Raw genomic sequence first — 23628 nt, forward strand, 5'->3', positions numbered from 1 at the left:
CCTACTCCCCGCGCAGGCGTTTTTGGTAGAGCAAGGCCATGCGTAACTTGGAGTAGTCGTGCTTTTCCCGCAGGTGGTCGAACAGGTCACGCAGCAACGGGGCGCCGCCCAACTGGCCGATGGCCGTCTGGATTTCAGCAAACTCATCGGTGGTCAGAAACTCCTCCAGCCTGATTTGTGCGCCTTTGGCATACAGCGTTTCTATGTGGGCGCGAATGGTGCTGGGGCTCAGGCTGCGGCGCTCGGCAATGGCATCTATGCTCAGGCCCAGGCGGTGCAGCTGCAGGGTGGCTTCGTGCGTGTCGCCGGCTTCGCGCTTGGCGCGGGGCTTGCGGGCGGGGGCTTCATCTGCTGGCACCTCATCGTCATTGGCAGCATCCTCGGGCTGGGCGTGCCGCCCTGGGCCAGAATTTCCCGGATAAACACCTCGCCGTAGTTTTCAAACTTCTTCATGCCCACGCCGGAAATAGCCAGCATGGCCACGCGGGTAACGGGCCGCTCAGTGGCCATTTCCTGCAGCGTAGTATCGGTGAAGATAACGTAGGGCGGTACACCCTGCTCGTCGGCAATTTGCTTGCGCAGGGCGCGCAGGCTTTCGAACAGGCGCGCTTCGGGCGTGGCGGCCACGGCCGTACCCGCGGCTTTCTTGCCCCGGACGGGCTTCTCGGCCTTTTCCGTCACCTGGAATTTCTTCATGGAAACGGTGCGCTGGCCTTTCAGAGTCTGCTGGCCCAGCTCCGTGATTTTCAGCGTGTAGCCGTCCTCATAGGCAATGTAAAACAGGCCATCGTTCAGCATCTGGTGGATGTAGCTGTACCAGTCCAGGTAGGGCAGATCGGCGCCGGCGCCGTAGGTTTTAATCTGGTCGTAGCCGCCCATGAGCACGGCCTGATTGCGCATGCCGCGCAGCACGTCAATCAGCAAGCCAATAGACGCCCGCTCCCGCATCCGAAATACCGCCGACAGGGCTTTTTGGGCCAGCAGCGTGCCATCGAAGGTGGTGGGTGGGTTGCGGCAGATGTCGCAGTTGCCGCAGTCTTCGGCCAGGGTTTCGCCGAAGTAGTTGAGCAGCACTTTGCGGCGGCAGCCGGCGGCCTCGGCAAACTGCTGCATACGCTCCAACTTGGTGAGGTTGAGCTGGGTGAGCTGCGGGTTTTCCTTGGTGAGCATTTCCCGCAGGCTCATCACATCGGCAAAGCTGTAGAACAGCACGGCCGCGGCCGGAGCCCCGTCGCGGCCGGCGCGGCCTATTTCCTGGTAGTAGCCTTCAATATTTTTGGGCAGGTTGTAGTGCATCACCCAGCGCACATTACTCTTATCGATGCCCATGCCGAAGGCAATGGTGGCCACAATCACCTGTAAATCATCCTTCAGGAAGCCTTCCTGGGCGCTGGCGCGCTGGTTGGGCGTGAGGCCAGCGTGGTAGAAACCAGCGCGGAAGCCCTTGGCTTTGATTTTCTGGGTGAGGGTTTCGCACTGCTTGCGCGAGAGGCAGTAAATGATGCCCGGCTCATCAGGGTGGCGGGCTAGGAAATCCAGGATGCCGTCTACCCGGTTCTGGCCGGGGCGTACCATCAGGTTCAGATTGGGCCGGTCGAAGGAGGACAGGAATACCTGGGGGTCGCGCAGGCGCAGCTGCTGCTGAATGTCGCGCTGGGTAAGGCGGTCGGCAGTGGCAGTGAGGGCAATGATGGGTACGTTAGAGAACTGCTCGCGCAGTACGCGCAGCTGGGTGTACTCCGGCCGGAAATCGTGGCCCCAGGATGAAATGCAGTGCGCTTCATCAATGGCAAACATGCTCACCTTCAGGCGCTGCACAAACTGCAGAAACCCATCCGACAGCAGCTTTTCGGGGCTCACGTACAGGAGCTTCAAGGCCCCCGTCTGGCAGTCGCGGGCAATGCTGTTCTGCTCGCTTTGAGCTACGCTGCTGTTGATGTAGGCGGCCGGAATACCGTTGGCCATCAGGGCCTCTACCTGGTCCTTCATCAGGGCAATGAGCGGCGACACCACAATGCAAACACCCTCCTGCACCACGGCCGGCACCTGAAAGCAGACGGACTTGCCCCCACCCGTCGGCATCAGAACTACGGTATCCCGGCCCGCCATAATGTTCTCAATGATATCCTCCTGCATAGGCCGGAAGGTATCGTAGCCGTAGTATTGCTTGAGGACGCGGCGGGCCGATTCTAGCGTGGGTGCCTGGGGCTGGGGAGTAAATAGCATTGCGTAAAAATACGGCGGTTAGCCGGGAAGTCAACGAGAGAAGATAACCCACCCGTGGCGGGAAAGGTGCACATGTGGCGCGCAATTCTATACTATCCTTCCCGGAGGAGTTACCGTATGCTAAAACAAAGAATTTATTTACCTCAATCCTTTCTGCCATGAATGCTAATCAGCTAAATGCCACCTCTGCCTCTTCCAAAGCCAACCAAGCCGTGCTCGATGCGCTGTACCGCTGCGTAACAGCCTGCGAAAATTGCGCTACCGCCTGCCTGCACGAAGAAGATGTGCAAATGATGACGGGCTGCATTCTGCTGGACCGGGACTGCGCCGATGTCTGTTCCCTCACCGCCCGCCTGGTGGCCCGCGACTCGGAACACGCCAAACACATGATGAAAGAGTGCATTGAAATATGCGAGAAATGCGCTGCCGAGTGCGGCAAGCACGACATGGACCACTGCAAAGAGTGCGCGGAAGCCTGCCGCGCCTGTGCCCATGCCTGCCGCCAGTACGCCGGGTAAGCGACAAAATGAGCAGCAAAAAGGGAAGGGCCGCACAACTGGTTGTGCGGCCCTTCCCTTTTTGTTTTTATTGCATCATGTCGGGCTTTTAAAGAACGTCATGTCGAGCATTCTGCGCATCCAGCAGAGGATCGACATGACACGCTTTCTACATGGCGTTCTGGTGGCTGACAGCAAGCTACTTGGCCGGCCACTTATTGTTGGCTTCGTCGGCATCCATGAAAATACCGCCGTCCAGTTTCACGCTCTGAATAGTTTTTACCGAAGGAATGGTAACTGTGGCCTGCTGGGGGTTGGCCCGCCAGATAAGGGGCGTCTGGTGCAGTGTTTCGCGCGTGCCATCGGTGTACTGCACCTGCACATCGACGGGCACGGCAAAGCCTCCGATATTTTTGAGGGTGATAGTGGAGCTGCCCTGCGCCGTGGCGACCTGGTCAATGGCCAGATCAATATAGTTGTTGGTGAAAAACCAATTCTGGAAAAACCAGTTCAGGTTCTGGCCGGCAGCGTCGTTAAAGGAGTTAAAGTAGTCCCACGGAATGGGGTGCTTCCCGTGCCAGCGGTCCATGTATGCATGCAGGGCCTTGGTAAAGAGCTGCTCGCCCAGCAGGTCGTGCAGGGCCAGGTAGCTCAGGGAGGCTTTGCCGTAGGAGTTGTTGCCGTAGCCGCCGGTCAGCTCGTTGGAGGGTGTGATAATGGGCAAATCCTGGCTGGTGGAAGGGTTGTTTATCCAGTTTTTCACCCGGAACATCTTGTAGAGCGAGTCGGCTTCGGCCGGCGTTTTTTCCGTGCGGCCAATCCAGAGCTCAAACGTAGTGGCCCAGCCTTCATCCATGAAAGCGTAGCGGCTCTCGTTGATGCCCATGTAAAACGGAAACCAGGTGTGGGCAATTTCGTGGTCCTGCACAAACTGCGCGAATTTGGGGTCTTCCTGCGGGCTGTCATTCACCATCATGGGGTATTCCATGTCGGCAAAGCCCTGCACGGCCGTCATCTTGGGGAAGGGGTAAGGCACGCCGGGCAGATTCTTGGAGAACCAGCTCAGGGCGTAGCGGCCGTTTTGCACCGACTGGCGGAAGTCCGCCGTTTTGTCCTGGTAGGCGGCCTGCATGCTGGCCCGGCGCTGGGTGGCTTCGTCTACCACCACGCTGGCACCATCCCAGATGTATTGGTCGCTCAGAGCCAGGGCCACGTCGGAAATATCGTTGGCCTTCCACGTCCAGGTATTCTGCTTGCGCTGAGTGGTGACACGCTTTTTGGCCAGATCTTCCTTGGTAACGATGTGCACGGTTTCGTCGCTGGTCATAGATTTTTCCAGTCGCTGCGCGTACTCCGGCTGCAGTACTTCCTTGGGGTTTTGCAGCGTGCCCGTGGCCCACACCAGAAAGTTTTTGGGCACTTTCACGTGCAGGGTGTAGTCGTTGAAGTCGTTGTAGAACTCCTGCGCATCAGTGAAATCGAGCCGGTCCCAGCCGTTGTAGTCATCGTACACCGCCACCCGCGGGTAGAAATACGCCAGGTAATAGGTGGTTTTTTCCAGCATGCCTTCACGGCCGCTTTCCGTGGAAACCGGGAAATGCCAGGCAAACGACATCTGCACCGAGTCGTGCGGGAGCAGCGGCTTGGGCAGCTGAATCATTTTCCAGGTGGCCCTGCCCTGCTCGTTGGGGAAGGGCAACTTTTGGCCCGCAACCATAAACGTGTCTACTGTCAACCCTTCCGTCAGGTAGCCCGCCGACGCATCGCCCAAACGCGTGGCGCCGGGCTTATGAATGTTCTGAATCAGCTTGATAACAATGCGCCGGAGCGTATCGGGGCTGTTGTTGATGTAGGTGATTTTCTCGCTGCCCTGAATGTTGCGGCTGGGCGGCGTGGCCCGCACCGTAATGGTATAGCGGGCCCGGTTTTGCCAGTATTTGGGGCCGGGGCGGCCATCGGGCGAGCGGGTGCCTTGCTTAAAGGCCTTCTGAATATCGCGCGGCATGTACAAGGATTGCGCCTGCGCTTGCAGCGCCATAGCACTTAGAAACAACCCAACGAGTATAGAACGCAGCATATTTTCGAGTAAGGAGGTGGCTAGGTTTAGTACTTATTCAGCATAGATACTGAAGTATCGAGAAGACGTCAACTCCGTCAATGGAGTTGCCTTCTGCCTGCTTACGCGCCGGATTAATTTTTCCGGCTTGACCCCAACCCCTACCTGTTTCTCGTACGATACGCGCCGGGCTTTTTTGGCCAATGGTCTTCCCTTAACCTAACGCTTTATGCCCCGCCTTACCCGCATTGGTTTGTATGTGCTTGCTTTGCTGTTTATAGCGGCGGGCATCCTGCACTTTCTCCGGCCCGGGCCCTATGTGCGTATTATGCCGCCTTACCTGCCCTCTCCCCTGTTGCTGGTCTATCTCAGCGGGGTAGCGGAAATAGGATTAGGCGCTTTGCTGCTCCCTCGCCAGAGCCGCCGCTGGGCCGCCTGGGGGCTTATTGCGCTGTTGATAGCCGTTTTCCCGGCCAATATCTACATGGCCCAGCATAACCCGAGCGGACTAGTGGTGCCCGCCTGGCTGCTTTGGGCACGCCTACCCCTCCAAGCCGTTCTTATCTGGTGGGCATGGTTGTACACCCCCCGGAGGGCAGTGAAGTAACATTCAACAAAAAACATAGGGCGGAAAAGCCGTCATGCAGAGGCGCAGCTGAAGCATCTCCCGTGCTGATGTTGCCTCCCAATTTGTCATCCTGAGCTTTGCGAAGGACCTTCTCACCGCAGAACGACCATCGTAACAACGACTCGTTTCAACGGGATAAGGTCCTTCGCAGGCTCAGGATGACAGGCGAAGCGGTAGAGATGCTTCGGCAAGCTCAGCATGACCGTGCTTTTCAGGACGTTCTTTACTTAACAAATTCAGCACGCGAGATTAGCTAACGCCTTCCTTCGGTTCCTCGACTTCGCTCGGAATGATGTTCTATTTAGCTGTTTCTGCTACCCTTTATGAAGCCGGCTGCGGGTGCTTGCGCGTGCCCTGGTACAGCTCATACTTGAGCAGGCGGCAGTCTATGGGGCCGTTGAACAGAGGGATGCGGCGGGAGGCTTTCAGGCCCACGCGCTTGGCGGCCTGCAGGTTGCCGGTGAAAATGTAGGCATCGTAGCCCTGAAAGCTGGTTTTCAGCGTGTCGCCAATGGTTTTGTAGAGGGCTTCCATTTCCTCTTCCTCCCCGATACGCTCCCCGTACGGTGGGTTCATTAGCACGATGCCGGGCTCCTCCTTGGCGGGAGCTTTGGCATCTTTCACGTCGCGCACGCTTAGCCGGATGTAGTCTTCCAGGTCGGCGGCAGCCACGTTTTCGCGGGCCAGCTCCACAAACTCCGCCGACAAATCGGAGCCGGCAATGTAGGCTTGCGGCTCTTCCAGACGCATTTGCCGGGCATCCATCTGCACCGATTCCCACAGGGGTTTGTCGAAATCGGGCCAGTTTTCGAAGCCGAATTTCCCCTGGTGATACAGGCCGGGTGCAATGCGCTGCGCGATGAGGGCGGCTTCCGTGAGCATCGTACCGGAGCCGCACATGGGGTCGATGAGGGGCTTTTTGCCGTTCCAGCCGGTGAGCAGCAGCAGGCCGGCGGCCAGCACCTCGTTGAGTGGAGCGGCGTTGGTTTGCTGGCGGTACCCGCGCCGGTGCAAGGACTCGCCCGAGGCATCCAGGCTCAGCACCACTTCATTTTCCAGCATGTGCAAATGCAGGCGGATATCAGCGTTGCGCACATCTACGTTGGGGCGCACGCCGGTGCGGTTCCGGAACTGGTCTACAATGGCGTCTTTGGTCAACTGGGCCACATACAGTGAGTGCTCCAGATTGGATTTGTTGACCACGGCCGTAATGGCAAACGTCTGATCCGCGCCGATGTACTTGCTCCAGTCGATGCGGCCTACTTCCCGGTAAAGGGACTTTTCATCGGGGGCATAGAAGTCGGCGAAGGGCTTAAGGATGCGCATGGCCGTGCGGCACCACAACACCGCCTCGTACATCTGTTGGGTGGTGCCGGTGAACTCCACCGCGCGCTGGCCCATCTTTTCAATCTTCGCGCCCAGGGCCCGCAGCTCATCGGCCAGCACTTCTTCCAGTCCAAACTGGGTAGTGGCGGTCATAAAAAACGGGGCGGAGCGGCGGTTATCGGCCATGGGTAGGGAAATCAAGCGTGAATCAGGCTGCAAGTTACGATACACCGCTCGCACCCATGACATCTGTATCTTGCCGCTGGCTACCTTTCCACAAAAGATCTTTCAGGTCACTATCCTTAATCTATATGTATTTCTTGCGCCAGTTCCTTTGTATTGCCTGTTTTACCAGCTTACCTGTGGCTGGGTTTTCCCAGCAAGTGATTCACCAGGGCTACACCTTTTTGGGGCGCGTCGGGAAGATGACTCGTTTGCTGCAAAGCCATGATACGCTTTATATACAGCAGTGCAACCGACAATTAGCTTGTACTAATAATTATGCTGAGCGCTACCGTATTCTAGCCAGCCGGCAGCAGGGAGAATTTCAGCTGCTACAAGTAGAATCCCTGGATTCTCTGCACATGACCCCGGACCCATATCCACTCACGCGCTTCTCAATGGTTGTGCTGCGCAACTTAACCTCGCAACAAGTGGGCTATAATGTAGTCAACAAGCGTTCTACGCGGCAGCAGGTAGCGGAGCTGCAAATAAGTCTAGATGATCTTCGGCAAAAGTTTTATTTTACTTTTTTCAGTGATACCTACTTAACCACTCTCCGTCAACTGCCCACTATCAAAACCATGGCGGATGCTGAACGAATAAAGGCTGAAGTTCAGCAGCCGGAATATACAGCGCTGGCCAAGGCGTGGGAGGCCACTGATACTGGTGATTTGTATGCAACTGGCCTAGCAAGGGAAATCCTGAATCGGGCCTGTATTAAACTGGGGTTTTCGCCTTGGTTATCGGATGAGGCAATAATTACACTATTACAACAAGTAAAAAAATAGCTGCCATTCCTTCGTGGTGGCAAAAATTGTGATTACCAGGACTTGGTTTATAGCACAGTTCACCCTCAGTAAACAGGCTGATTACGAAATGGACTGAGTTTCAGCATTTACGTTTATGCCTGAAACGGCAGCTTTTCGGCTATGCGACGCTCTTTTCTCTTCGACCCCAACAAAAGCCTGCTTTTCTACCTGGCTTTGTTTCTGGTTTTGATAACCACCGGCCTTACCGCCTATAAGGCTGTAATGGGCCACTATTCCATTGTGGGCAGCGCGGCGTCTTTTCTGGGGTTATTTGTGGCCTTTCATAGCTGGAAAGCGGCCGATGACGCCTCCCGCAACACTGATAAGGCTCTCACCCAGATGCAAAAGCTGGCCGCCGAAACCCAGCAGCTGGTGCAAAGCAGCAATGCAGTGGAAGCGCAAATTCAAAGTGCCGTGGTTACCATCAGCGACGCTACCCGCGAGCTGTATAAAGGGTTTGAACCCATTATGACGGAAATCGGGCAGTTTCTGGAAGCCGCCGCGGGCAGCGACTTCCTAGCCGTGCTCACCGATTCGGCCACCATCGGCACCTTCTACGCCGAGCATCACCGGCCGCCCCTGAACCAGCGGGCCATGCACACGCTCACCGCCTGCATTCACGACCAGCTGCTGGCCCGGGCCCGCGATACCCAGGAGTTTTATCTGGCCACGCTGGCCGCCGAGGAGTCGCCCACTGATTTTCCGCCGCCCCGCGAGCAGAATCCCATGTTTCACTCTTTTGTGCAGGGTGTGTGGCAACGCTTTAACCCCGATATGCCCCTGGAAGCCGCTTCCTGGGATGCACACCGCACCCACCACCAGGAGGCACTGCGCTAGGTGCTGGGCGCCTTCACGGAAAACGCGGCGCAGCACGCCGCTCAGGAGCAGGCCGGCCTCTCGCCCCTGCTGTTTGTGCCGGTGCTGCCATTGCAGCTGTTTCTGCGTTTCAACGCCACTTCCAAAGAGCCCTTCCGGGCGCTGGTGGTCTTTTTGGGCCAGTATAACCTGGACCGGGTGGCCGATGCCCGCGCTATGCAGTCGGCCGACCCCGAGCTGGTGCGCTCCTTCATCAGCATGTTTGAAAGCCTCACCAGCCTCGATGATAAGCCCGGCTACAAGCAGCTACGGCAGCAGTGCCCGCTGTAACGCGCCGGCTTGCTATATTTAAGGCTCTATCCGTTTCACTTTCTGCCTGCATGGCTGCCCCCATCTCTACTCCCACGCCCGCTCTTACCAGCGCTGCCCCGGTCCGCTCCTACGCGCTGCCCATGGCGGCCATGACCTCGCTTTTCTTCCTGTTTGGGGCCGTCACGAACTTCAACGACGTGCTGATGCCCTACCTGAAGGACGTGTGCCAGCTCACCGATTTGCAGTCCTCACTGGTGCAATCAGCCTTTTTTGGGGCGTATTTCCTGATGTCGCTGCCGGCTGGCTATGTCCTGAAAAAACTGGGCTACCAGCGCGGTATTGTGCTGGGCCTGCTGGTAATGGCCGTTGGGGCGCTGCTGTTTGTGCCGGCGGCTAACTCGCGCACTTTTGGCATGTTTCTGCTAGGCCTGAGCGTACTGGGCGCGGGCGTTACGCTGCTGCAGGTGGCGGCCAACCCCTATGTTTCTATTCTGGGTCCGGCCAGCCGGGCCGCCAGCCGCGTGAGCATTGTGGGTGTAGCCAACAACTTTGGCGGCACTCTTTCCCCGCTGCTGGGGGGCATTCTGCTGTTCGGTGGCTCGGCGGCGCTGAAGGCCCGTCTGGCGGCCATGCCCGTGGCCGCGCGCCTGGCCGAAGAATCTACGCTGGTAAAAGGCCCTTACATCGGGCTGGCCATTTTTCTGGCTATTCTGGCCGGGGTTTTCTTTATGCTGAAGCTACCCGAGCTGGAAACCTTCACCGATGAAGAAGCCGATACCGCCGCCACGGCGCGGGGCTCCGCCCTGCACTATCCGCACCTGGTGCTGGGCGTAGTGGCTATTTTTCTGTACGTGGGTGTGGAAGTAGGCCTGGGCTCCTTCCTGATTCGTTATGGCGAATCACAGGGCATTCAGCAGCTCAGCGGCTTTACCCAGGCGCTGGTGCGTGGCCTGAATGTGGCCGTGAACTTTATTGCCGTTCTCCTGGGCCAGTCGCCGGCTCCTATTGATACCACGGTGGGCTTTACCAAAGCCGTGGGCGCGGTGCTGGTGGCTTCGTACTGGTTTGGCTCTTTGGTGGGCCGCGTGGTGGGCATCCCGCTCCTCGCCCGCCTCAACGACCGGAAAGCCTTGGCCTTTGTGTGCGCCGTGGGCGTACTGGCGGTGCTGGCCTCAGTCTTCACTTTCGGCGAAGCCGCCCTCTGGCTCATCGTGCTCTGCGGCCTGATGAACTCCATTATGTGGCCCGTTATTTTCCCGCTGGCCATCAAAGGCCTGGGGCCGCTTACCAAGCAAGGCTCTTCGTACCTGATTATGGCCATTGTGGGCGGCGCCATTGTGCCACTGCTCATGGGATGGGTAGCCACTCACGGCGGCGGCCTGCGCGTGGCCTTCCTGATTCCGGCTCTCTGCTACGCCTACCTGCTGTTCTACTCCCTGCGCGGCTACCGGGTGCGGTAAGCGTGTTTCTTTAAATTAAACAACTGTCATCCTGAGCCAAGCGAAGGACCTTATTACGGCTGAACGAGAATCGTAACAACGACTCGTTCCTGCGTGAGAAGGTCCTTCGCTTGGCTCAGGATGACAGTTGTTTTTCAAGCGTTGCTTTCAGCGGCAGCAACATTCACCAAACGCCTACCTTTGCGGTAGTATTCCTCCTTTTCCGCTTGCCATGTCCTCGGCTCCCCTGCTTGAATCCAACGTTTCGCTTCGCCCCTACAACACGTTTGGCATGGAGGTGAAAGCGCGTTTGTTTGCCCGCTTCACGTCTGTGGAAGAGCTGCGGGCGCTGCTGGCTTTGCCGGAAGTACAACAGGCAGAGAAACTGGTTTTAGGCGGCGGCAGTAACCTACTTTTCACCCAGGATTTCGACGGCGTAGTGCTCAAAAACGAAATCTACGGGCTGGAGATTATCGGGCAGGACGAAGCTACGGACTCTGCCCTGGTGCGGGCCGGGGCCGGCGAGAGCTGGCACGGACTAGTGCAGTACACCCTGGACCAGAATCTGAACGGCATCGAAAACCTCTCCCTCATTCCCGGCACCGTAGGGGCCGCACCGCTGCAAAATATTGGCGCGTATGGCGCGGAGCTGAAGGATACCTTTGACCACCTGGAAGCCGTAGAAATCAGTACCGGCGAGCTGCATACGTTTACCCACGAGCAGTGCGGCTTCGGCTACCGAGAATCGGTATTTAAAGGCCCGTTGAAAAACCGGTTTATCGTGACGGGCGTGGTACTGCGCCTGCACCGCAGCCACCAGCCAAACGTGGGCTACGGGGCCATCAAAACCACCCTGCAGGACATGGGTATCGAGAGTGAGCCCACCGCCCGCCAGGTGAGCGACGCCGTTATCAGCATCCGGCGCAGCAAGCTCCCCGACCCCGCCCAGATTGGCAACGCGGGCAGCTTCTTCAAAAACCCTGAACTCTCTCAGCAGAAGTTCGACGAGCTAAAAGCCCGGTATGCCGACCTACCCGGCTACCCCGTGCCCGGCGGCGTGAAAGTGCCCGCCGCCTGGCTCATTGAGCAGTGCGGCTGGAAAGGCCAGCGCCGCGGCCCCTACGGCGTCCACGACCGGCAGGCGCTGGTGCTGGTAAACCACGGCGGCGCCCAGGGCCAGGATATCCGCGACCTGGCATATGAAATCATTGCCTCCGTGCGCGAGAAGTTTGGGGTGGAGCTGCACCCGGAGGTGAATATTCTGTAAGCGAGTTTTGGCTGGAAACACGATGTAGAGACGCAAGTATGCGTCTCTACACCCTCCTGGCGGCCTTTCTGAACAACTGACTGATAGAAAAAGTGGCGGCTCCTGATGCAGGGGCCGCCACTTTTTTATAGTCGTGAAATTCATCTGTCATGTCGAGCGTAGCCGAGACATCTCGCGTGGAGTCGTTGTGTTGCAATCTGTCATCCTGAGCCTGCGAAGGACCTTACCACCACTGAACGATGTGCGCTACAACGACTTGTTTCAGCGGGATAAGGTCCTTCGCAGGCTCAGGATGACGGATGAAGCGGTAGAGATGCTTCGGCAAGCTCAGCATGACAGTTACCATCACAACATCAGCACGCGAGATGTCTCGACTGCGCTCCACATGACGTTCATTTATAAGCCGAAACCTTACTTCAACACCGCTACCGTTGCCCCATCTCCACCCCTATCCGCGTGTTCATCAGCCACGCTGGCAATGGCGCGCTGGCTGCGGAGGTAGTCGCGGACTACCTGGCGCAGGACGCCGTTGCCGCGGCCGTGCAGGAACTTGATTTCCGGGATGCCCAGCATGATGGCATCGTCCACGTAGGCCATTACTTTGTGCAGGGCGTCTTCGGCCCGCTCGCCGCGTAGGTCCAGCGTGGTATCAAAGCCCGACATACGGCCGGTGAGGTCTAGGCTGGCGTTGGCGGCCGGGGCACGGCGCACGGCCTCCTTCTCCCGCTCCCGAATCTCGGAACGGGTGAGTTTTTCCAGCAGACCAATCTTCACAATGGTCTTCATGCCGCCGAAGGAAACCTCCGCCGTTTTGCCTTTCACCGCCATAATCTCGCCGTGGCCTTCCTGCCCGATGAGCGCTACTTTGTCGCCGGGCTTGAGCGTGCCGGCTTCGGCCAGCTCGCGGGTGGCTTTGGGCTTGGGCGGCTCAATCTGGAGCTTCTCACGCACAAACGTATCCAGCTTTTCGCGGGCGCCTTTGGTCTTTTCCTTATCGGCCTGCGAGAGTCGAATTTCCTGGATGGTGGCCTCAATCTGCTGATTGGTATCCTTCAGCAGCATTTTGGCTTTGGCCTTGGCGTCGCGCAGCACATCGAGCGTGGTTTCGTCGAGGTACTTCTTGAGGTCCTGGTATTCCTGAGCGGCTTTTTTCAGGCGCCGCTCGGCCTTGGCAGCTTCGGCGGTGCGGTTTTCCAGCTCGGTTTTCTCCTTTTCCAGGCCTTCCAGCAGCCGGTCGTAGCGGATTTTATCTTTACCCACCAGCTGCGAGGCGCGCTCCACTAGCTGCTTGGGCAGGCCAATTTTGCGGGCAATTTCGATGGCGAACGACGAGCCAGGCTTACCAATTTCCAGCCGGTACAGCGGCTGCAGCTGGTCTGGGTCGTAGCGCATGCCGCCGTTCACGATGCCGGGCGTGCGCTCAGCAAAGTTCTTCAGGTTGGTGTAGTGCGTAGTGATGACGCCAAACGCGCGGGCGCGGTTCAGCTGCTCCAGCACGGCCTCGGCAATAGCACCACCCAGCGCGGGCTCGGTGCCGGTACCAAATTCATCAATCAGCACCAGGCTGCGCTTGCTGGCCAGCGTGACGAACTGCTTCATGCTGATCAGGTGCGAGGAGTACGTACTCAGGTCGTTTTCCAGGCTCTGCTCGTCACCAATGTCGAGGAAAATATCGTCGAACATACCCGCCTCGGAGGTTTCGCCGGCCGGAATCAGCAGGCCGCACTGCAGCATATACTGCACCAGCCCCACCGTTTTCATGGCCACGGATTTACCCCCGGCGTTCGGGCCGGAAATCAGCAGAATGCGGCGTTCGGGCGTCAATTCCACGTCCAGCGGCACCACTTTGCGCGGGTCATCTTTGGGGTGGTTCTGGAAGGTGATGTGCAGAAGCGGGTGGCGCACCTGCCGCCAGCGCAGCAGCGGCCGGCCGCTCAGCGTGGGCAGCGAGGCTTCCAGCTGCCGCGCCAATTGCGCCTTCGCCCGCACAAAATCAAGCAGGCCCAGGTACTGATAGGCCTTGCGCAAATCGGGAATGTGGGGGCGCAACTGGTCGGTGAGGGCAGTAAGAATACGGATCAGCTCGCGCTGAAAGGCATTTTCAAGGTCCTTAATGTCGTTGTTCAGCTCGAACACCGCTTCCGGCTCAATAAATACGGTTTGGCCCGAGGCCGATTCATCGTGAATCAGACCTTTTACGCGACGCTTGTGCTCGGCAATAACGGGCAGCACCAGGCGGCCACCGCGAATGGTGGGCTCGGCGCCTTCGGGCACCCAGCCTTCCTGGCGGGCGTGGCGCAGAATGCCGGCAATCTGCTTGCGCAGCTGGCCTTGGCGGTTAATCAGCTCCTGCCGGATCTGGCGCAGCAGCGGGGAGGCATCGTCGCGCACGTGGCCTTCATCATCCACCACTTTGTCCATGGCGGCCAGCAGGTTGCGGTCAACCTGCACACCAATGCCCAGCAGGCGCAGCGTGGGGTACAGCCCTTCTTCGGCCTGGGTAAAGAAAACCAGCGCCTGCCGAATAGTGCGCAGGGACATTTTTACGGCAAAAAACGCGGGCACATCCAGGTAAGCCCCAGGCAGGGAGGCGCGCACCAAGTGTGGGTGTACGTCGTGGTAGTGCTGGCTGGGGAAGTCGGCGCCGGAGTTGAGCAGCTGGCGGAACTCGTCGGTTTGCAGGAGCAGCTTCTGCAGCTGCTCGGTATTGGTCTGGAAGTGCATTTTGGCCACAAACTGGCGGCCTAGGGCACTCAGGCACAAGCCATCCAGCATGGTGCGCAGCTGCGCAAAACCAATCTTTTGTTCGAAATTATGGGGAAGAATCAAGTAAGGTCAGATCAGGGTACTCGGAATTGAATGCTAAGGTAAACAGTCTGAGCGGGGGGAAAGATTCGCGGGAACGAATAAATAGGCAGAGAGCTATAAGCTAGTTCCCCTCCTCAAATGAGGAGGGGTTAGGGGTGGTTGACCAATCGTTGAACGATAAGTAGTTTTAGTTTCTAGCTCTAGTGTTTCAACCACCCCTAGCCCCTCCTCATCTGAGGAGGGGAACTAGCTTTTAACTCTCTTCAGATTGCTTTCCTCCGGACACCCCCAACCCAAACAGCGAGAAGTCATACTTCACGGGGTCATTCGCATCAAACAGCCGTAAATTTTCGGTGAGTTCCTCGGCGGCGCGCCAGTCTACCTGCTCCCGCTTTAATAAGCCCAGCATCCGGGCCTGGCGCTCTACGTGCACATCAATGGGGCAAATCAGGTCCGCTGGCTTCATGCGCTGCCAGAGGCCGAAATCGACTCCGTTTTCATCCTTACGCACCATCCAGCGCAGGTACATATTGATGCGCTTGCAGGCTGAGCCGCGGGCGGGCGTGGCAATGTGCTTGCGCGTGCGCTGGGGCGCATCTTCAAGGGAGAAAAACAGGTTGTGGAAGTTTTCGAGGCGCTCCTTTTGGGTGCTGCCGTGCAAGAACGCATCTTCCAGGGTATCGTGCTGCTGGTAGAACCACTGCAGCCAATGCACGAAGTATAGCAGGTCGGTGTCGCAGAAGGTGCGGTGACAGAAGCCCAACAGGCCCTTTAAGTCCTCATCGGAATGATGCAGAATGAATTGGTGCGGCGCATTATCCATGCGCTGCATCAGCTCCCGGCACTTATTGATAATGGTTTTGCGCTGACCCCAGGCCAGCAAGGCAGCAAACAGCCCACTGATTTCAATATCCGGCCGCTGCGAGAAGCTATGCGGAATGCTGATGGGGTCGGCGGAAATGAAATCCGGCTGGTTGTAGCGGTGATACCACTCTTCCAGCCGGCTTTTTATTTGTTCGTGATTCAAGACAATGGTCTTAGGGCATGTAAGACGTTTCTACCCGGAAGCGTGCATCGGGCGTAGACAGCATTTGCACGGCCCGCGGCGAGAGGCGGATAAGAATGTTGCTGTTTTCCCCCGTATCGGGCAGTTGGCCGATTACGCGCACGTACACCGACACATTGTTCATGATGTTGCGCACCTGCACAATGGTGCCCACCGGGGCCGTTTTGTGCAGCGCCAGGTACTTAACCGAAGTCGTATTGGGAATAACAGCCGCCAGCCCACTTTCCGTTACGCGGCGAATCACCTCGTTGGCGCGCTCCGGGCCGCGCTCTTCCTCGGGCTTAGCGGTAGAAGCGGTAGCAGCTTCGTCGTGGGCGGGCTCTTTGCTTTTGGGTTCTTCTTTTTTGGGTTCGTCCTTCGCTACTGCCACTTCCTTTGCCACTGGCGCAGTTTCCCGCTCGGGGCGGTTGGCTGGCAGCGGAGCAGGTGTATGCGCAGGCAGGGCCGTTACCGGCTCGGGGGCCGATACCGAAGCAGGAGCCGCGGGCTTTACCGTGGCCACGGCCGGCCGGGGAGCGGCCTGTTGGTCGGCCGGAATAATAATCAGGGTTTGGCCAGAATTAACGGTGCCGCTGGCTGGCAGGCGGTTTTGCCGAATAAGCGTATGGGTGGAAACGCCAAAGCGGCTGGCAATGGAATAGAGCGTTTGCCCGGGCTTCACTTTATACACGCGGTTACCGCGGGCATCGGTAGCCAGGCCTTTTGTGGCGGCAGCGGAAGCGGCCGGGCGTCTCACCGCCGCTGTAGTGGCCGCCGGGGCCAGCAGCACCCGCGTGCGGGGCACCAGCACAATCTGGCCGGAGAGCAAAGCCCCTTTCACTTTGGGGTTTGCCGCTAAAATATCTTCTACCGGCACTTTATAGCGCCGGGCCAGGCCATACAGGGTTTCACCGGGCGACACCCGATGCTTAATCAGCAATTTATTATGCTGATACTCCACCCCAATGGAGTCAGCTGGCAATACCGAAATGGATGTAGCAGAGGCGGAAAAACCAGCGAGTACGAACGCGGCGAACGGCAACCAAAAACGAATCATGAGCGGTTCGTGAGAAAACAAAAAGTAAAAAAGCAACGAGGACGCCGGGCCTCTAGCATAAACATTGCCGAAAGATAAAACATTATCCTGCTCAAGTACCAGAATACCCTGGTTTTCGATGAAATAACTACCTCAAAGCCCTTTTTTAGAAGTGCTGATCTGCGGGCCGGTTCTTTTACCTTTATGCCCCCCGCCACGCCATGCTTCTTTGTATATGCTGAATGCCATTGGAATAATTCCCGCCCGCTATGCCTCTACCCGTTTGCCCGCTAAGCCGCTGGTAGACCTGGGCGGCAAATCCATGATTCAGCGGGTGGTGGAGCAGGCCCGGCAGGCCCAGCTGCGCCGGGTGGTGGTGGCCACGGATGATGAGCGGATTCTGCGCCACGTGCTGGATTTTGGCGGCGAAGCCGTGATGACCTCCCCCGCCCACCCCAGCGGCACCGACCGGGTTTTTGAAGCCTACCTACAGCTGGGTCAACCCGCCGATTGCATTGTGAATATTCAGGGCGATGAGCCTTTTATTCAGCCCGGCCAGATAAATGCCCTGCTGGCTTTATTTGAGAATGGGGCTACGCAGATTGCCACGCTGGTAAAACCCATTCTGACGGACGAAGAGCTGTTTAGCCCCCACCTGCCCAAAGTGGTGCGCAATACCGCCGGCGAGGCCCTGTATTTTAGCCGGCACCCCTTGCCCTACCAGCGCCAGCAGGCGCAGGAAGCGTGGTTGGCGCATCATCTGTACTTCCGGCATATTGGCTTGTATGCCTACCGCCCGGCCGTGCTGGACGCCTTAACCCAACTTCCGCCGTCGGCCCTGGAGCTGGCTGAAAGTCTGGAGCAGCTGCGGTGGCTGGAACACGGCTACCGCATTCAGACTGCCGAAACCGAAGTAGAAACCATTGGCATTGATACGCCGGAAGATGTGGAGCGGGCACGGCAGTATCTGGCGCAGCTATCTTCCTAGCAACTTACCTGCTGCAGGAACTGCGGAGAGGGAGCTACTTCTCCTCTTCTTGCTGGCCTTCTTCTATAGCAAGCCCGGCCTTGTTGGTCACGTGCTTCTCGGCCGTGATATGGCGCTCATCCTTCATTTCCTTGGAGAGAAAGAAGTTGAGGGCGGTACGAATAACGGCTATAGCTCCCAGCTTGCCTATTTGCTCCCAGGTTGGGGCAATGGCCGTGGAAAGAATATCGGCGCCTAACTGAAACTCCAGCGCCAAGGCCAGATACCGGGCCAGCACCAGCCTTATGGCCGTAAAATTGGCGGTGCGCCGCTGCCAAAGTGCCACCACAAACAGCCGCCCCGCTACCAGAATACCCAGGCCAATAATGAAGGCCCCAATCGTTTCAATACTCAGCTTCAGCCACTGTACGGCATTAAGTACCCAATTCTCGGCGAGCGTATGAACGGTAACGGGCTCCAGTAGCAGCATAGTGGTTTGAGTTAGTAGGTGAAGTAGCAGCGTTTAGATTATCCTACCCGCCAAATTCACCTACGGTTTTCCAACCTGCACAGCTATTCTAAGCCCAGTAGCGCTTTTCATTACGGAGAAACGCGCTGATGCTATTGGGTGAAATCACCCACCAATTTTTTTCACCTTATAGCGCAAATCGGTGAGCACGGCCATGATCTTCTCCCGGAAGTCGCCCTGAATCAGGATTTCGCCGTCTTTGGCATTGCCGCCTACGCCGCACTTGGTCTTGAGCAGTTTGGCTAAGGTCTGCAAATCCTCGTCTTTCCCGATGAAGCCGGTAATTAAGGTAACCTGCTTGCCGCCCCGGGACTTTTTATCCAGCTGCACGCGCAGGTTCTGCTGCTGCGGGGGCAGCGTGGTGGCTTCCTCTTCCTGGTTGTACTGGTACTCAAAGTCGGAGCTGGTGGAGTAGACGATGCCGTCCCTTTCGCGCCGGTTTTTGTCGTTTTTCATCGGTAATGATTTCTGAGAGTTGCCGCTTAATGGCAGCAACAATTACGTTCGTGTTAAACAGCTACTTCCAGGGCCAAAGGCAGTAGCTCTACTTCAAATTCGGTGTTTTCGCCCACATAGTCGCCATCTACGTGGAAGCCCAGCGGAGCGGCGGCGATTACGCGCACCTTATTGGAAGTATGGAAGGCGGCGGCCCCGGAGGTAGGCAGGTCGCCGAGGGCGAGGCCCAGGCCCACACGCACGGCCCGCAGCAGCGGCAAGGCATCAATCAGACACAAATCCAGCAGCCCGTCCCGGATATCGGCCAGCGGGGCTATGTAGGCGTTGTTGCCATACTGGGCGGCGTTGGCAAAGGCCAGCACGTAGCAGTCGGTGGAAAGCACTTTTTCGTTGAAGTGCACCTGCACCGGCACCGGCCGGAAGCGGCGATACTCGCGCAGCGCTACCTGCACGTAGGTGGAGAGCCCGCGCGTGCCGGCCACCGCAAAGCATTTGCTTACGTGGGCATCAAACCCCAAACCTGCCGTGCAGAAAAATTCCCGCCCATTGATGCGGCCCACATCCATGCGCTGAAAATCGGGCTCATTCAGGCGCTCAATTGCCGCCCGCAGCCCCAGCGGTATGTGCAGGTGGCGGGCCAGACCGTTGCCGGAACCGCGCGGCAGAATCCCCAGCGCGGCTGGCGTACCCAGCAGGCCGCGCCCTACTTCGTTCACGGTGCCATCACCGCCCACGGCTACCACAATGCGGCAGCCGCTGTGGGCTGCCTGGCGGGCCAGCTGCACGGCGTGGCCGGCATATTCGGTGTGTAGTACTTCATACTCCACCGCCGCCGGGTTGAGGTAGCGCGCCAGCAGGGCCGGTATGTCCTGGCGGCGGTTGGTACCGGAAGCAGGGTTCAGAATAAAGCAGATGCGCAGCTTGGCAGACATGAGTAAGGGTGGACAGGCCACGGGAAAGTAAAAACCAGGCAGCGCTCCGCCTCAAACATAAGAAAGCCCGCCCAAACGGGCAGGCTTTCCGGGTAATGAAGAAGCAGAACTGCTTACTTGGTCATGGCCACACCCAGCTTCTGGATCAGGTCGGCGGTGCGGGTGCTGTAGCCGGTTTCGTTGTCGTACCAGCCAATCACCTTCGCCAGCGTGCCGCTGGCCGAGGTCAGCTCCGAATCGAAGATGCAGCTGTGGGGGTTGCCCACGATGTCGATGCTTACGATGGGGTCCGTGGTGTACTCAATGATGCCTTTCATAGCGCCTTCCGAGGCCGACTTCAGCGCAGCGTTAATCTGCTCTTTGGTGGCTTCTTTCTTCAGCACTACGGTCAGGTCGGTCATGGAGCCGTCCGGCACGGGTACGCGCATGGCCAAACCATCCAGCTTGCCCTTCAGGGTGGGCAGTACCAGGCCTACGGCCTTGGCAGCACCGGTGCTGGTGGGGATAATGCTATAGGCAGCAGCGCGGGCACGGCGCAGGTCTTTGTGCGGTGCGTCCTGCAGATTTTGGTCAGAGGTGTAGGCGTGCACGGTGGTGATGTAGCCTTTCTCGATGCCGAACACCTCGTCCAGCACCTTGGCCATGGGGGCCAGGCAGTTGGTGGTGCAGCTGGCGTTCGAAATGATGGTTTCGTCGCCGGTGAGAATGTCCTCGTTTACGCCCAGCACTACGGTAGGAATGTTACCGGTAGCGGGAGCGGAAATAACTACTTTTTTGGCACCAGCGGTGATGTGCTGACCAGCACCGGCTTCGTCTACGAAGCGGCCGGTAGACTCCAGCACTACATCAACGCCCATTTCGCCCCAGGGGAGCAGCTTGGGGTCACGCTCGGCCAGGGCCGCAATGCGCTGGCCGTTCACGGTCAGGCTTTCCTCGTCGTAGGCCACAGTGCCATCGAAGCGGCCGTGTACGGAGTCATACTTCAGCAGATGCGCCAGCGTCTTGTTGTCGGTCAGGTCATTAATGGCCACAACTTCTACGTTGTCTCGGCCCAGCAGCGACTTAAACGTCAGGCGGCCAATGCGGCCGAAACCGTTAATGGCGACTTTGATTTTTGCCATGGTATAAAGGGAAAGGGGTTAACGGCCCCGCCACGGGGCCTGATGCAAACGCGGAGCGAAGGTACAGGGCCCCGGTAACTTCGCCAAATCATTTGCGCACCATGTCTAAAATGGCAGGCGAATTTTCGCTTCCAGTAACGCTTTCCCACCTCTGCCGGGCTTGAAACAACGGATGAGCTGGCCGGTTTTGAAAAATTCCACGCTGAGAATCAGCCGTTTTTCTGCTGAAACATCATTTTTCTTGCAGCAGGCTATTGCGCTCAAAGATTCGTCTTCTATCTTTGCAGCACCAAATCGGAAATGGCCTCAGTATCTGGTCCGTTCGTCTAGGGGTTAGGACAGTAGATTTTCATTCTACCAACAGGGGTTCGATTCCCCTACGGACTACTCGCCTTCCGCTTTGGCATTGGTTTAAAAGCCGCGCTGGTTTATCCCAGGGCGGCTTTTTTATCCAAACCGGAAATACAGCCCGCAACCGGCGGATTCGTTTTCCCGGTTTTTACTTGAAACGACGGAAACATCACCTTATCTGGTCCGTTCGTCTAGGGGTTAGGACAGTAGATTTTCATTCTACCAACAGGGGTTCGATTCCCCTACGGACTACTCCCCGTCGTTTTTAAAAGGCCAGCTACCTCTTGCAGGTGGCTGGCCTTTTTGCTTTTAGTGCTGTTATTCTTATTTAAGTGCTGGCGGGCCTTATACTGCCCTAACGGTTCCCGCATAGCATCAGAAAAAGATGCCTGATCAGCCGAACAAATATTATTTTTTTGCTACCTATCCACAAAAAAATCAGGGTTGTACGTAGGACTGTGGAGAAAGGGTTAAAGTTTTTTCGGCTGCTGAGGCCTTTCCTTCGTACCCTTTATGGATTACCAATTTCAACAGCGTATGTCCAGAACCATTATTGTATCTAACCGCTTACCCACCAAAGTACAGCGCACCGAAGATGACCTGACGTTCCAGCCCAGTGAAGGTGGCCTGGCCACCGGGCTAGGGTCCATTTATAAGCGTGACGGCAATGTGTGGGTAGGCTGGCCCGGATTGGTAGTGGACAATGAGACCGAAGAAGCATACGTGCAGGAGCAATTGCGACCTGACAGCATGGTACCCGTATTCCTGACGGAGGGAGAAATCAAGGACTTCTACGAAGGCTTCAGTAACTCCACGCTCTGGCCTACCTTCCACTATTTTGCCCAATACGCCACCTACGAGCAACAGCACTGGGACGCCTATGTGGCCGTGAATGAGAAATTCTGTCAGGCCGTGCTGGAGCAGGCCGGCCCCCACGATACCATCTGGGTGCACGACTACCAGCTGCTCCTGCTGCCGGAAATGCTGCGGCGCGCCCGCCCCGAGGCCACCATTGGCTTCTTCCTGCATATCCCCTTCCCCTCCTATGAGCTGATCCGGGTGTTGCCCTGGCGTAAGGAGCTGTTGCAGGGTATGCTGGGAGCCGACTTGATTGGCTTTCACACGTTTGGCTACATGCGCCATTTCCTCAGCGCGGTGTCACAGCTGCTGGGGTATCCCTCCCAGAACGGGCAGATTGAAACCCCAACCCGGGCCGTGCTGGTAGATGCCTTCCCCATGGGCATTGATTATAACCGCTATGCCCGCGCCGCCGCCTCTAAAGCCGCCGAGCAGCACGAAGACGCTTACCGCGAAGCGCTAAAGGAGGTGCGCGTCATTCTCTCTATTGACCGGCTGGATTACACCAAGGGCATTGCCCAGCGCCTGCGCGCCTTTGAGCTGCTGCTGCAGCGCTACCCCGAGTGGCGTGAGCAGGTAAGCCTGATTATGGTGGTGGTACCCTCCCGTGACCAGGTGCCGCAATATGCCTCCCTGAAAGAAGAAATTGATGAGCTGGTGGGCCGCATTAATGCCCAGTACCGCACCATTACCTGGAACCCCATTCACTACTTCTACCGCTCGTTTCCCCTGGAAGAGCTGGCCTCGCTCTACCGACTGGCCGAGGTGGCGCTGGTAACGCCCATGCGCGACGGCATGAACCTGGTGGCCAAGGAATTTATTGCCAGCAAAGCCAACCAGCGCGGGGTGCTTATTCTAAGCGAGCGGGCCGGTGCCGCCCGGGAGCTGTCTGATGCGCTTATTATTAACCCCACGGATATGGGGCAGCTGGCTGAGTCTATGCACGATGCGCTGGTAATGCCTGAGGATGAGCAGATTCAGCGGATGACGGCCATGCAGGATCTGGTGCGGCAGTATAATGTATTTGCCTGGACCAAGCTCTTTATGGGCCGGCTGACTTACAGCAAAATCAAGCAGAACACGCTGGCCACCGAAATGCTGGATGCTTCCGTGCTGGGCCGTCTGCAGGAGGATTACCTGGCGGCCAACCATCGGCTGCTGCTGCTGGACTATGATGGCACGCTGGCTCCCTTCCACCCCGACCCGCAGCGCGCCCAACCCGACCAGGAGCTGCGCCTGCTGCTGCGCGCCCTCACCGACAACCCGCAGAACCGCGTGGTCATCATCAGCGGCCGCGACCGAACCACCCTGGAGAAATGGCTGGGACATTTACCGCTTGATTTTATTGCCGAGCATGGCGTATGGCTGCGCCGCGCCGGCGAGGACTGGAACCTGTTTCAGGCCCTGCGCAACGACTGGAAACGGGAGATAAGACCTATTCTGGAGCTATATGTAAACCGCACGGCCGGCTCTTTTATCGAAGACAAGGATTACTCCCTGGTGTGGCACTTCCGCCGTGCCGATGCCGACCTGGGGGCCATGCGCGCCCGGGAGCTGCTCAGCCACCTGTCTTTCATGACCACCAACACCGACCTGCAGGTGCTGGAAGGCAACAAGGTGGTGGAAATCAAAACCGCCGGCATCAACAAAGGCTCGGCCGCGGCCCGCTGGCTAACCGCTGAACAGCCCGACTTCACCCTGGCCATCGGCGACGACCGCACCGATGAGGACACGTTCCGGGCCCTGCCGCCGGAAGCCTATACTATTAAAGTAGGCGCCGGCGTCCGTTCCCTGGCCCGATACCATATCCAGGGAGCCGTAGACGTCAGAAGGCTGCTGCGTACGTTGCTGTAAGCTGGTAAAACACAGAAAGAGCCGGGTACCTACTCACGTGGGTACCCGGCTCTTTTCGTACCCTGGTGCAGGG

20 protein-coding genes and 2 tRNA genes are annotated in these 23628 nt (G+C 57.8%); 11 read left to right on the top strand and 11 right to left on the bottom strand.

Translation table 11 applies throughout. The features are described from left to right. Position 1 precedes the first annotated feature (1 nt). Complete coding sequence (locus PK28_RS21230) at positions 2–358, bottom strand: helix-turn-helix domain-containing protein (protein ID WP_316931932.1); 357 nt, start codon at positions 356–358, stop codon at positions 2–4. Further along, the gene (gene recQ / locus PK28_RS11335) at positions 262–2226 is read right to left on the bottom strand and encodes a DNA helicase RecQ (RefSeq protein WP_316931933.1); all 1965 of its coding nucleotides are present in this window, start codon (positions 2224–2226) and stop codon (positions 262–264) included. The genes PK28_RS21230 and recQ overlap by 97 nt, the downstream gene beginning before the upstream one ends. Before the next feature lie 158 nt (positions 2227–2384). Here recQ and PK28_RS11340 point away from each other — a divergent pair, with 158 nt between their 5' ends. Further along, the gene (locus PK28_RS11340; protein ID WP_044513917.1) at positions 2385–2744 is read left to right on the top strand and encodes a four-helix bundle copper-binding protein; all 360 of its coding nucleotides are present in this window, start codon (positions 2385–2387) and stop codon (positions 2742–2744) included. Between the two features lie 178 nt (positions 2745–2922). On the opposite strand, the gene PK28_RS11345 is transcribed toward PK28_RS11340, so the two are convergent. After that, on the bottom strand, positions 2923–4800 hold the full coding sequence (locus tag PK28_RS11345) for a M1 family metallopeptidase (RefSeq protein WP_044513919.1): 1878 nt from the start codon (positions 4798–4800) through the stop codon (positions 2923–2925). Positions 4801–5008: 208 nt separating this feature from the next. Between PK28_RS11345 and PK28_RS11350 the strand changes: the two genes are divergently transcribed. Beyond that, positions 5009–5386 (top strand): DoxX family protein, encoded by a 378-nt coding sequence (locus PK28_RS11350; protein ID WP_044513922.1) that lies wholly within the window; start codon positions 5009–5011, stop codon positions 5384–5386. Positions 5387–5728: 342 nt separating this feature from the next. Here the strand turns inward: PK28_RS11350 and PK28_RS11355 are convergent, their stop codons facing one another. Continuing rightward, complete coding sequence (locus tag PK28_RS11355) at positions 5729–6919, bottom strand: THUMP domain-containing class I SAM-dependent RNA methyltransferase (protein ID WP_044513924.1); 1191 nt, start codon at positions 6917–6919, stop codon at positions 5729–5731. Positions 6920–7044: 125 nt separating this feature from the next. Here PK28_RS11355 and PK28_RS11360 point away from each other — a divergent pair, with 125 nt between their 5' ends. From PK28_RS11360 to murB, 5 genes are all read left to right on the top strand, one after another. Further along, on the top strand, positions 7045–7743 hold the full coding sequence (locus PK28_RS11360; protein ID WP_044513927.1) for a hypothetical protein: 699 nt from the start codon (positions 7045–7047) through the stop codon (positions 7741–7743). Positions 7744–7884: 141 nt separating this feature from the next. Beyond that, positions 7885–8601: a hypothetical protein gene (locus PK28_RS11365; protein WP_044513929.1), complete on the top strand. Its 717-nt coding sequence runs from the start codon at positions 7885–7887 to the stop codon at positions 8599–8601. Next, complete coding sequence (locus tag PK28_RS11370) at positions 8602–8910, top strand: hypothetical protein (RefSeq protein ID WP_044513932.1); 309 nt, start codon at positions 8602–8604, stop codon at positions 8908–8910. 50 nt (positions 8911–8960) lie between these two features. Next, the gene (locus tag PK28_RS11375; protein WP_044513935.1) at positions 8961–10352 is read left to right on the top strand and encodes a sugar MFS transporter; all 1392 of its coding nucleotides are present in this window, start codon (positions 8961–8963) and stop codon (positions 10350–10352) included. Between the two features lie 211 nt (positions 10353–10563). After that, positions 10564–11598, top strand: a complete 1035-nt coding sequence (murB, locus tag PK28_RS11380; RefSeq protein ID WP_044513938.1) for a UDP-N-acetylmuramate dehydrogenase — start codon at positions 10564–10566, stop codon at positions 11596–11598. A gap of 411 nt (positions 11599–12009) precedes the next feature. Here the strand turns inward: murB and PK28_RS11385 are convergent, their stop codons facing one another. The 3 genes from PK28_RS11385 to PK28_RS11395 all read right to left on the bottom strand — a co-directional run bounded on the left by PK28_RS11385 (position 12010) and on the right by PK28_RS11395 (position 16508). Then, complete coding sequence (locus tag PK28_RS11385) at positions 12010–14427, bottom strand: endonuclease MutS2 (RefSeq protein WP_044513941.1); 2418 nt, start codon at positions 14425–14427, stop codon at positions 12010–12012. Positions 14428–14659: 232 nt separating this feature from the next. Continuing rightward, positions 14660–15433, bottom strand: a complete 774-nt coding sequence (locus PK28_RS11390; RefSeq protein WP_044513943.1) for a TIGR02757 family protein — start codon at positions 15431–15433, stop codon at positions 14660–14662. Between the two features lie 10 nt (positions 15434–15443). Next, positions 15444–16508 carry a LysM peptidoglycan-binding domain-containing protein gene (locus tag PK28_RS11395; protein WP_082017073.1) on the bottom strand — a complete coding sequence of 355 codons (1065 nt, stop codon included), beginning with the start codon at positions 16506–16508 and terminating at the stop codon, positions 15444–15446. A 214-nt stretch (positions 16509–16722) separates the two neighbouring features. Between PK28_RS11395 and kdsB the strand changes: the two genes are divergently transcribed. Continuing rightward, positions 16723–17475 carry a 3-deoxy-manno-octulosonate cytidylyltransferase gene (gene kdsB / locus PK28_RS11400; protein ID WP_044513949.1) on the top strand — a complete coding sequence of 251 codons (753 nt, stop codon included), beginning with the start codon at positions 16723–16725 and terminating at the stop codon, positions 17473–17475. Between the two features lie 34 nt (positions 17476–17509). On the opposite strand, the gene PK28_RS11405 is transcribed toward kdsB, so the two are convergent. From PK28_RS11405 to gap, 4 genes are all read right to left on the bottom strand, one after another. Further along, positions 17510–17944: a DUF1622 domain-containing protein gene (locus PK28_RS11405; RefSeq protein WP_044513951.1), complete on the bottom strand. Its 435-nt coding sequence runs from the start codon at positions 17942–17944 to the stop codon at positions 17510–17512. A gap of 144 nt (positions 17945–18088) precedes the next feature. After that, complete coding sequence (locus PK28_RS11410; RefSeq protein WP_044513954.1) at positions 18089–18439, bottom strand: translation initiation factor; 351 nt, start codon at positions 18437–18439, stop codon at positions 18089–18091. 53 nt (positions 18440–18492) lie between these two features. Next, positions 18493–19371: a diacylglycerol/lipid kinase family protein gene (locus tag PK28_RS11415; protein ID WP_044513956.1), complete on the bottom strand. Its 879-nt coding sequence runs from the start codon at positions 19369–19371 to the stop codon at positions 18493–18495. A gap of 113 nt (positions 19372–19484) precedes the next feature. Next, positions 19485–20492: a type I glyceraldehyde-3-phosphate dehydrogenase gene (gene gap, locus PK28_RS11420; RefSeq protein ID WP_044513959.1), complete on the bottom strand. Its 1008-nt coding sequence runs from the start codon at positions 20490–20492 to the stop codon at positions 19485–19487. Between the two features lie 315 nt (positions 20493–20807). Here gap and PK28_RS11425 point away from each other — a divergent pair. The 3 genes from PK28_RS11425 to PK28_RS11435 all read left to right on the top strand — a co-directional run bounded on the left by PK28_RS11425 (position 20808) and on the right by PK28_RS11435 (position 23555). After that, positions 20808–20879 (top strand) — tRNA-Glu (locus PK28_RS11425). Between the two features lie 144 nt (positions 20880–21023). Beyond that, a tRNA-Glu gene (locus PK28_RS11430) sits at positions 21024–21095 on the top strand. Between the two features lie 285 nt (positions 21096–21380). Further along, positions 21381–23555: a bifunctional alpha,alpha-trehalose-phosphate synthase (UDP-forming)/trehalose-phosphatase gene (locus PK28_RS11435; protein ID WP_044516913.1), complete on the top strand. Its 2175-nt coding sequence runs from the start codon at positions 21381–21383 to the stop codon at positions 23553–23555. The last annotated feature ends 73 nt before the right edge of the window (positions 23556–23628 follow it).

The sequence above is a fragment of the Hymenobacter sp. DG25B genome, assembly GCF_000801315.1.
GTDB lineage: Bacteria > Bacteroidota > Bacteroidia > Cytophagales > Hymenobacteraceae > Hymenobacter.

What these genes read in the sequence shown, in the direction of transcription:
- recQ (WP_316931933.1), bottom strand. Translation starts at nt 2,226, where the DNA reads ATGCTATTTACTCCCCAGCCCCAGGCACCCACGCTAGAATCGGCCCGC.
- PK28_RS11340 (WP_044513917.1), top strand. Translation starts at nt 2,385, where the DNA reads ATGAATGCTAATCAGCTAAATGCCACCTCTGCCTCTTCCAAAGCCAAC.
- PK28_RS11345 (WP_044513919.1), bottom strand. Translation starts at nt 4,800, where the DNA reads ATGCTGCGTTCTATACTCGTTGGGTTGTTTCTAAGTGCTATGGCGCTG.
- PK28_RS11350 (WP_044513922.1), top strand. Translation starts at nt 5,009, where the DNA reads ATGCCCCGCCTTACCCGCATTGGTTTGTATGTGCTTGCTTTGCTGTTT.
- PK28_RS11355 (WP_044513924.1), bottom strand. Translation starts at nt 6,919, where the DNA reads ATGGCCGATAACCGCCGCTCCGCCCCGTTTTTTATGACCGCCACTACC.
- PK28_RS11360 (WP_044513927.1), top strand. Translation starts at nt 7,045, where the DNA reads ATGTATTTCTTGCGCCAGTTCCTTTGTATTGCCTGTTTTACCAGCTTA.
- PK28_RS11365 (WP_044513929.1), top strand. Translation starts at nt 7,885, where the DNA reads ATGCGACGCTCTTTTCTCTTCGACCCCAACAAAAGCCTGCTTTTCTAC.
- PK28_RS11375 (WP_044513935.1), top strand. Translation starts at nt 8,961, where the DNA reads ATGGCTGCCCCCATCTCTACTCCCACGCCCGCTCTTACCAGCGCTGCC.
- murB (WP_044513938.1), top strand. Translation starts at nt 10,564, where the DNA reads ATGTCCTCGGCTCCCCTGCTTGAATCCAACGTTTCGCTTCGCCCCTAC.
- PK28_RS11395 (WP_082017073.1), bottom strand. Translation starts at nt 16,508, where the DNA reads ATGATTCGTTTTTGGTTGCCGTTCGCCGCGTTCGTACTCGCTGGTTTT.
- kdsB (WP_044513949.1), top strand. Translation starts at nt 16,723, where the DNA reads ATGCTGAATGCCATTGGAATAATTCCCGCCCGCTATGCCTCTACCCGT.
- PK28_RS11405 (WP_044513951.1), bottom strand. Translation starts at nt 17,944, where the DNA reads ATGCTGCTACTGGAGCCCGTTACCGTTCATACGCTCGCCGAGAATTGG.
- PK28_RS11410 (WP_044513954.1), bottom strand. Translation starts at nt 18,439, where the DNA reads ATGAAAAACGACAAAAACCGGCGCGAAAGGGACGGCATCGTCTACTCC.
- PK28_RS11415 (WP_044513956.1), bottom strand. Translation starts at nt 19,371, where the DNA reads ATGTCTGCCAAGCTGCGCATCTGCTTTATTCTGAACCCTGCTTCCGGT.
- gap (WP_044513959.1), bottom strand. Translation starts at nt 20,492, where the DNA reads ATGGCAAAAATCAAAGTCGCCATTAACGGTTTCGGCCGCATTGGCCGC.
- PK28_RS11435 (WP_044516913.1), top strand. Translation starts at nt 21,381, where the DNA reads ATGTCCAGAACCATTATTGTATCTAACCGCTTACCCACCAAAGTACAG.